Source organism: Neoroseomonas rubea (assembly GCF_016106015.1).
GTDB classification, from domain to species: domain Bacteria; phylum Pseudomonadota; class Alphaproteobacteria; order Acetobacterales; family Acetobacteraceae; genus Neoroseomonas; species Neoroseomonas rubea.
On record NZ_JACADQ010000196.1, the window covers coordinates 1 to 7,462 of the forward strand.

The following is a 7,462-nucleotide window of genomic DNA, read 5'->3' on the forward strand; positions in this document are numbered from 1 at the left end:
CAGCGCTGAAGGCCGTGCCCCGGGCATGATCGCGTGACCTGCGGCCGCCGGGCCGGCCGGGGCCGCGCAGGGGGGCCGCCACGGGTGCGGCGAGCCACGCGCGCGCCGGGCGCTTGCAGGCCCGAAAAGGAATACCGACGGTTAGCCGAAGGCGGCCACTGGCGTCAGATCCTGAGCGTGCCGTTGCGCGCCGCCTCGTAGCGCGCGGCGATGCGCTCCCAGTTCAGCACGTTCCACCAGGCGGCCAGGTAATCGGCGCGGCGGTTCTGGTAGCGCAGGTAGTAGGCGTGTTCCCACACGTCGTTGCCCATCAGCACGCGCTGGCCGTCCATCAGCGGCGTGTCCTGGCCGGGCTTCGTCGTGATGGCGAGGCCACCCGCCGGCGTCACCGTCACGAACACCCAGCCCGAGCCGAAGACGCGCATGCCCCCGGCGTTGAAGTCGGTGCGGAACTTGTCCATCCCGCCCAGGTCGCGGTCGATCGCGGCCTTGAGCTCGCCGGTCGGCTCGCCGCCCTGCCCGCCCATGATCTCCCAGAACATGGAATGGTTGGCGTGGCCGCCGCCATTGTTGCGCAGGGCCGTGCGGATGTTGTCCGGCGCCTGGGACAGCCGCATCAGCAACTCGTCGAGCGCCATGGCGGACAACTGGTCCTGCCCGGCGAGCGCGGCGTTCAGCCCGGCCACCTGCGCGCCGTGGTGGCGCGCATGGTGGATTTCCATCGTCATGGCGTCGATGGCGCGCTCATTGGCGTTCGGGGCATAGGGCAGCGGCGGCAGGCTGTGCGGTCCGGCGGGCGCTTGGGCATAGGCCGGGCGGCGCATGGCGGTGGCCGCGGCGAGCCCCGCGGCACCCAGCATCAGGCCGCGGCGGTTGATCGAGGACATGGCGCTTCTCCTTCCCGAGAGGTGAGAAGGATGGGGGCGCCCCGGCCCCCCGGCAACGCCCGCGCTCAAATGCGGACCGGGAAGGTGCAGGTCGTGCCCCGCTGCGCTCGCGGGGCGGGCGCGCGCGAAACAAGCTCGCCGATGCCGACCGTGCGAAGGTTCATCCTTCCTGCGGTCGGGATCAGGTCTCTTCGTCGCGGTCGGCCTCGACCTCGATGTCCTCGGCAATCGCCTCGGCGTCGTCCTCGAGCTCCTCGGCGTCCTCGATCGCCTCGTCGCCCTCAACATCCTCCACCTCGATGTCGTCGCCCTCCAGCTCCGGCGCGGCGGCGCGCTTCTTCAGCTTCTCATCCACCGGCGGCGGCGCGGCGGCGGCGCGGCGCACCCGCGGCTGTTCGGCCGGTTGCTCCGTGTTGCACTTGGGGCAGACGGCGGGGCTGCGCGCCAAGTCGTAGAACCGCGCGCCGCAGGCGACGCAGCTGCGCTTCAGGCCGAGATCGGGCTTCGCCATGGGCTCACATCCGTCCTGCGCGCGGGCCGGGCGGCCGGAACGCGCCGTTTCGCAAGGGTCGGGCGCATTGCCACGCGAGGCCGGGGCGTGTCAAACGCCGCCCATGTCGCATCCCGATCCCCGACCCCTCCGCGCCGCCGCCCCAGGCCGTCCGCTCACCGGGCGGCTCGGCGTGCCCGGCGACAAGTCGATCAGCCACCGCGCCCTGATGTTCGGCGCCATTGCGGTCGGCACCACCGAGATCTCCGGGCTGCTGGAAGGCGAGGATGTGCTGCGCACCGCCGCCGCCATGCGCGCCCTGGGGGCGGAGGTGGAGCGCCCCGGCCCTGGCGCCTGGCGCGTGTCCGGCCGCGGCGTGGGCGGGCTGGTGGAGCCGGCCGATGTCCTCGACATGGGCAATTCCGGGACCGCGGCGCGGCTGCTGCTCGGGCTGCTCTCGGGGCATCCCCTGTTCGCGGTGATGACGGGCGACGCGTCGCTCCGCCGCCGGCCGATGAAGCGGGTGACGGACCCGCTCTCGGCCACCGGCGCCGCGTTCTGGACGCGGGAAGGCGGGCGCCTGCCGCTCGCCGTGCGAGGCGCGGCTGACCCGCTGCCGCTCGACTACACGCTGCCGGTCGCCTCGGCGCAGGTGAAAAGTGCCTGCCTGCTTGCCGGCCTGTGCGCGCCGGGCACGACGCGGGTGGTGGAACGCGAGCCGACGCGCGACCACACGGAGAACATGCTGCGCCATTTCGGCGCGACGGTGTCGGTGACGGATACGCCGGCAGGCCGCGTCGTCACGCTGGAAGGCCAGCCGGAACTCACCGCCGCCCCGGTGCTGGTGCCGGGGGACCCGTCCTCGGCCGCCTTCCCGATCGTCGCCGCGCTGCTCGTGCCGGGCTCGCGCGTGGTGGTCGAGAATGTCGGGCTGAACCCTCTGCGCACCGGGCTGATCGCGACGCTGCGGGAGATGGGCGCGGCGCTGCGCGTCGAGAACGAGCGCATCGCGGGCGGGGAGCCGGTCGGGGACATCGTCGCCGAATACGCCGCGCTGTCGGGCGTCGAGGTGCCGCCGGGCCGCGCGCCGTCCATGATCGACGAGTATCCGGTGCTCGCCGTCGCCGCTGCTGCCGCAAGCGGGACGACCCGCATGCGCGGCCTGGCCGAATTGCGCGTGAAGGAAAGCGACCGGCTGGCGGCGACCGCCGCGCTGCTCGCCGCCAATGGCGTGAAGGCGGAGATCGAGGGCGACGACCTCATCGTGCACGGCACGGGCGGCGCCATTCCCGGCGGTGGCACGGTCGCGACTCACATGGACCACCGCATCGCCATGAGCGCGCTGGTGATGGGCCTTGCCTCGCAGGCACCTGTCGCGGTGGACGACGCCGCCTTCATCGACACCTCCTTCCCCGGCTTCGCCACGCTGATGAACCGGCTGGCGGGCACCGAGGCGCTGGCCGCGCCGTGACGGGTGCCACCGTCATCGCGGTCGACGGGCCGGCGGCGGCGGGCAAGGGCACGCTCGCGCGGCGGCTCGCGGTGGCCCTCGGCCTGCCCTACCTCGATACGGGGCTGCTCTATCGCGCCGTCGGGCGGCGCGTGCTGGACGCGGGGGCCGACCCACGCGACGCCGTCACGGCTGAGGCCGCGGCGCGTGCGCTCACACCCGCGGACCTCGAGCGCGACGACCTACGCGGGCCGATGGCGGACATGGCGGCGAGCGCCGTTGCCGCGATTCCGGCCGTCCGCGCCGCGTTGCTCGACTTCCAGCGCGATTTCGGCCGGGCACATGGCGCGGTGCTGGACGGGCGGGACATCGGCACGGTCGTCTTCCCCGATGCGCGAGTTAAGCTGTTCGTCACGGCCAGCGTGGAGGAACGCGCCCGGCGGCGCTTCCTCGAACTCCAGGCGCGCGGCATTGCCGCGGACCTGATGCAGGTGACGTCGGAGATCCGCGACCGCGACGCGCAGGACGCGAACCGGCCCGTCGCGCCGCTGCGGCCGGCGGAGGATGCGGTCACGCTCGACACCTCGACGCTCGATGCCGATGCGGCCTTCGCGGGGGCGCTCGCCATCGTGCAAAGGCGACTCGGCGCCTGAGCCGAGCCTTGCTGGGTCACAGCGAGTTATAATATAACATTGCGGTCGCCATCGGAGCACCGCATGTCCTTCCTCTGCGAAGTCTTTCCTCCCGATGCCGCACCGCTCAGCGAGCGCACATCCCCCTGCGCCACCGTCAGCGCCGATGAGGCGGTGCTGCTCGAGGTCCTGCGCCCGGAGGTCGCGCTCGCCCTCTGGCTCCGGCCCGTGCCCGCCGGCTGGCGGCGCGCGACCAACGGCTTGCTTGCCGCCGCCCCGTTCCGCGCCGCCTGCGAGGATGCGCCGGAAGCCGCGCTCGATGGGCTGATGGCGGGCCTGCCCGGGCCGGTGCCGCTCGACCTCGTGGCGGACATGCTGCGCCTCGCGCAGTTCTTCTCGACCCTCACGGGCCATGCGCGCGTGCGCCTGCGGCTTGAAGGCGTGACGGGCGATTCCTGCCGGCGCTTCCACATCGATGCCGTCGGGCTTCGCCTGCTCTGCACCTATCGCGGCGAAGGCACGCAATGGACCATGTGCGGGCCCGACTGCCGCGCGCCGCACCAGGCGCCGGAACTCGCCGTCGCGCTGCTCAAGGGCACGCGGCACGCGCCGCCGCCGCCCCCTGGCTGCCTGCACCGCTCCCCGCCCGTCTCCCGCCTGCCGGAGGCGCGGCGCGCGCGACTGCTGTTCTGCATCGACGAACCGGGGCATTTCGCATGAACGCCGTCGATACGCGGCTGCCGGTCACCGTCCTGTCGGGCTTCCTCGGCGCCGGCAAGACGACGTTGCTGAACCATGTCCTCGCCAACCGCGAGGGGCGGCGAGTCGCCGTCATCGTCAACGACATGAGCGAGGTGAACATCGACGCGGCCCTGGTCGGCAATGCCGGCGCGCTCTCCCGCACCGAGGAGAAGCTCGTCGAGATGTCGAATGGCTGCATCTGCTGCACGTTGCGCGAGGACCTGATGCAGGAAGTCGCGAAGCTCGCACGCGAAGGCCGCTTCGACGCGCTGCTGATCGAAAGCACGGGCATCGGCGAACCCATGCCCGTCGCCGCCACCTTCGATTTCCGCACGGAGGACGGCTTCTCGCTCGCCGACCTCGCGCGGCTCGACACGATGGTCACGGTGGTGGATGCGAAGTCCTGGCTTGATGACTACGCATCCGCGGACACGCTGGCGAAGCGTGGCGAGGTCGCGGGCGAGGGCGACGATCGGCTGCTCGTCGACCTGCTCGTCGAGCAGGTCGAGTTTGCGGACGTGATCGTGCTGAACAAGGCGGACCTCGTGTCGGAGGCCGACCTTCGCCGTCTGGCCGGCATCATCGCCACCTTCAATCCGCGCGCGGAGATCGTCTCGAGCGTCGCCGGGCAAGTGCCGCTGCGCCATGTCCTCGGCACGGGCCGCTTCGACTTCGCGCAGGCGCGCCAGGCGGCGGGCTGGGCGCAGGCGCTGGCCGGGCACCACCTGCCCGAAAGCGAGGAGTTCGGCATCCGGTCCTTCGTCTGGCGCGCGCGCCGGCCGCTGCACCCCGCCCGCTTCAAGCGGCTGGTCGAAGGCGACCTGCCCGGCGTGGTGCGGGCGAAGGGGTTCTTCTGGCTGGCTACGCGGCTGGCCTGGGCTGGGGAATGGCAGTTGGCCGGGCGCGTCAGCCGCCACGAAGGCGCGGGCTTCTGGTGGGCGGCGCAGCCGCCTGCGCGCTGGCCCGACGACCCAGAATGGCGCGCCGGCATCGCACAGCAATGGCAGGACCCCTGGGGCGACCGGCGGCAGGAGATCGTGTTCATCGGCCTCGGCATGGATGAGGCGGCGCTGCGCCGCGACCTCGAGTCCTGCCTGCTGACCGAGGCCGAGATGCGCCTGGGCGCGAAGGGCTGGGCGCGCCTGTCGGACCCCTTCCCGGCCTGGCGCGCGGGCTGACCGCCGGAAAGGGGCCACGCCCCGCCCAGGCCCCCCCCCGACGCGCGCGGTGTTCCGCGACGGGCGCGCTACGATTCGATGGCGGGCAGGCAGGCGGCGGCGAGCAGGCGGAACGCCGCGGCGCGGTGACTGATGCGGTGCTTCTCCTCCGGCGCCATCTCCCCGAAGGTCTCGGAGCCGCCGCCGGGCACAAACATCGGATCGTAGCCGAAGCCCCGTGCCCCGCGCGGCGGCCAGACCCAATGGCCCATGGCGCGGCCTTCGAAGGCTTCCTCATGCCCGTCGGGCCAGGCGAGGACGAGGGCGCAGGTGAACCACGCGGTGCGGTCCTCGGACTCCTGCGCCACCTCCATGACCTTGCGCATCGCGTCCACGTAGTCGCGCGAGCCGTCCGGCTGCATGGCCCAGTCCGCCGTGCGCACGCCCGGCGCGCCGCCGAGGGAGGCGACGGAGAAGCCGGAATCGTCGGACAGCGCCGGCAGGCCGGCCGCGCGCGCGGCTGCCCTGGCCTTGATCGCGGCGTTGCCGAGGAAGCTCTCCTCCGTCTCCTCGGGCTCCGGCAGGCCGAGTTCGCCGGCGGAGACGGTCTCGATGCCATGGGGCGAGAGCAGGGCCGCGACTTCGCGCAACTTGCCCTTGTTGTGGGTGGCGATGACGATGCGTTCGCCACGGGCGAGGCCGCGGTGCTGCCCCTTATCTGTCTGATCGGCGCCGGTCATCGCAGTCAGTCCCCAGGTTCCAAAGAAGGTTGAGCGGGGCACCCGTGGGGAGAGAAGTTCCCTTCTCCCCCTGCTCCTTCACATCCCCACAGCTTCCCGCTGCTTCGCGAACAGCTCCGCCGTTCCCGCCCGCGCCAGCCGCAGCAGTGCGAGCAGTTCGTCGTCGCTGAAGGGCGCCCCTTCCGCCGTGCCCTGCACCTCCACGATCCCGCCCCCGCCGGTCAGCACGAAGTTGGCGTCGGCATCCGCCTTGCTGTCCTCCGCGTAGTCGAGGTCGAGCACCGGCGTGCCGCTCCACACGCCGCAGGACACAGCCGCGACCTGGTCGCGCAGCGGGTTGCGGGTGATGACGTTCATGCGGCGGCAATGCTCGAAGGCAAGATGCAGCGCGACCCAGGCGCCGGTGATCGAGGCGCAGCGCGTGCCGCCATCGGCGGTCAGCACGTCGCAATCGACGGTGATGGTCATCTCCCCCATCGCCTTGAGGTCGGTGACGGCGCGCAGCGACCGGCCGATCAGCCGCTGGATTTCCTGCGTGCGGCCGGATTGCTTGCCGCGCGCGGCTTCCCGGTCGCCGCGCGTATGCGTCGCGCGCGGCAGCATGCCGTATTCGGCGGTGACCCAGCCCTGGCCCTGGCCGCGCAGGAAGGGCGGCACCTTGCCTTCCACGCTCGCGGTGCAGAGCACCTCGGTGACCCCCATGCGGATGATGCAGGAGCCTTCGGCGTGGCGCGCCGCGCCGGGGGTGAGGCTGACGGGGCGGAGGGCATCGGCCAGGCGGCCGGAGGGGCGGTTCGACATGCGCCCTTCTGGCCCTTTGCGCCCCGGTGTTCAACCGGACGCGTTGCGGATCGATACGCTTCGACATCCTGACCGACACGCGCCGGATACAGGACGGGCGCCCGATGGTTGCGCGCCCGGCATCCCGCGCGGGCCGCAGCGGAGAAACCCCCGATGACCCGAACCGGCTTCCTGGGCTTGGCGATCGCGCTCCTGGCCGCGCCGATCGCCACGCCTGCCTTCGCGCAGTCCGACCCGCGCGACGCCTGGCTTGCCATGAGCCCCGAGCAGCGCACCACCGCCATCGCCGATGCCCGCCGCGTCGCCATGACGCCGGACCAGCGCGAGGACATCCGGGAACGCCGCCGCGAAAGGCGCGACGTGCGGGAGGACCGCCGCGACGCGGCGTATCAGGGTGGCTGGCGCGACCGGCGGGAGGACCGGCGCGAGCGCCGCCGCGAAGTGCGCGACCGGCGGGAGGACCGCTTCGACCGGCGCTTCTGACCGCCCGCCCGGCGGCCCGGGCACCCGCGCGCCGCGGGAGACCGGGAGTGCACACGGCTGGACTCCAGTCACACTTGAGAC

General features: G+C 72.7%; 9 protein-coding genes. 5 read left to right on the top strand and 4 right to left on the bottom strand.

Features of this window, described 5'->3' with window-relative positions; translation table 11 throughout:
* Nucleotides 1–164: 164 nt before the first annotated feature.
* Both HW577_RS16600 and HW577_RS16605 read right to left on the bottom strand, forming a co-directional pair.
* Nucleotides 165–887: a superoxide dismutase gene (locus HW577_RS16600; protein ID WP_198377261.1), complete on the bottom strand. Its 723-nt coding sequence runs from the start codon at nucleotides 885–887 to the stop codon at nucleotides 165–167.
* Nucleotides 888–1,068: 181 nt separating this feature from the next.
* Entirely contained in the window at nucleotides 1,069–1,398 is a 330-nt protein-coding gene (locus HW577_RS16605; RefSeq protein WP_198377262.1) for a TIGR02300 family protein, read from the bottom strand.
* 103 nt (nucleotides 1,399–1,501) lie between these two features.
* Between HW577_RS16605 and aroA the strand changes: the two genes are divergently transcribed.
* The 4 genes from aroA to zigA all read left to right on the top strand — a co-directional run bounded on the left by aroA (nucleotide 1,502) and on the right by zigA (nucleotide 5,378).
* Entirely contained in the window at nucleotides 1,502–2,848 is a 1,347-nt protein-coding gene (gene aroA, locus HW577_RS16610) for a 3-phosphoshikimate 1-carboxyvinyltransferase (protein ID WP_198377263.1), read from the top strand.
* Nucleotides 2,845–3,480, top strand: coding sequence for a (d)CMP kinase (gene cmk, locus HW577_RS16615; RefSeq protein WP_198377264.1), 636 nt, complete (start codon nucleotides 2,845–2,847; stop codon nucleotides 3,478–3,480). The genes aroA and cmk overlap by 4 nt, the downstream gene beginning before the upstream one ends.
* 63 nt (nucleotides 3,481–3,543) lie before the next feature.
* Nucleotides 3,544–4,179: a DUF1826 domain-containing protein gene (locus HW577_RS16620; protein WP_198377265.1), complete on the top strand. Its 636-nt coding sequence runs from the start codon at nucleotides 3,544–3,546 to the stop codon at nucleotides 4,177–4,179.
* Complete coding sequence (gene zigA / locus HW577_RS16625; protein ID WP_198377266.1) at nucleotides 4,176–5,378, top strand: zinc metallochaperone GTPase ZigA; 1,203 nt, start codon at nucleotides 4,176–4,178, stop codon at nucleotides 5,376–5,378. Before HW577_RS16620 ends, zigA begins: the two co-directional genes overlap by 4 nt.
* A gap of 68 nt (nucleotides 5,379–5,446) precedes the next feature.
* On the opposite strand, the gene rdgB is transcribed toward zigA, so the two are convergent.
* Both rdgB and rph read right to left on the bottom strand, forming a co-directional pair.
* Nucleotides 5,447–6,097: an RdgB/HAM1 family non-canonical purine NTP pyrophosphatase gene (gene rdgB / locus HW577_RS16630; protein ID WP_198377267.1), complete on the bottom strand. Its 651-nt coding sequence runs from the start codon at nucleotides 6,095–6,097 to the stop codon at nucleotides 5,447–5,449.
* Nucleotides 6,098–6,175: 78 nt separating this feature from the next.
* Nucleotides 6,176–6,898, bottom strand: a complete 723-nt coding sequence (rph, locus tag HW577_RS16635; protein ID WP_198377268.1) for a ribonuclease PH — start codon at nucleotides 6,896–6,898, stop codon at nucleotides 6,176–6,178.
* 153 nt (nucleotides 6,899–7,051) lie between these two features.
* On the opposite strand from rph, the gene HW577_RS16640 reads away from it, so the two are divergent.
* On the top strand, nucleotides 7,052–7,381 hold the full coding sequence (locus HW577_RS16640) for a hypothetical protein (protein WP_198377269.1): 330 nt from the start codon (nucleotides 7,052–7,054) through the stop codon (nucleotides 7,379–7,381).
* The last annotated feature ends 81 nt before the right edge of the window (nucleotides 7,382–7,462 follow it).